Genomic DNA, 390 nt, shown 5'->3' with positions numbered 1-390 from the left:
GGAATGCCCGCTTGCGCAGGCGTGACCGCCAAGGTGCCGACCGAGAGGGCATTCCGGTCATCGACGGCACCAACCTGTCACAAACCACTGTCACCGCGATTCAGCAGGTTGCGCAGGTCCAGAAGCAAATCGAGGAATACCGGACGCAGTTGCAGCAGTACGAAAACATGCTGCAAAACACGGTGGCCCCGGCCGCCTACGTGTGGGACCAGGCGCAGTCCACCATCAACGGCCTGATGAGCGCCGTTGATACCCTGAACTACTACAAGAACCAGGCGGGCAGCATCGACGCTTACCTGGGCAAGTTCAAGGACGTGTCCTACTACAAGGGGTCGCCGTGCTTCTCCATAAGTTACTCCTTGGAGTTAATAGTCAAACGCCTGGTAGGGC

The 390-nt window shown here is 58.5% G+C and carries 1 protein-coding gene; it reads left to right on the top strand.

Features of this window, described 5'->3' with window-relative positions; translation table 11 throughout:
• A partial coding sequence (locus AC0L3J_RS37595) for a TrbJ/VirB5 family protein (RefSeq protein ID WP_473350457.1) occupies positions 1-390 on the top strand: 390 nt, incomplete at both ends.

This window comes from Bradyrhizobium sp. Kon37 (assembly GCF_055807535.1).
Note: the sequence above shows the minus strand (reverse complement) of the source record. Positions and strands in the feature narration are given on the sequence as shown.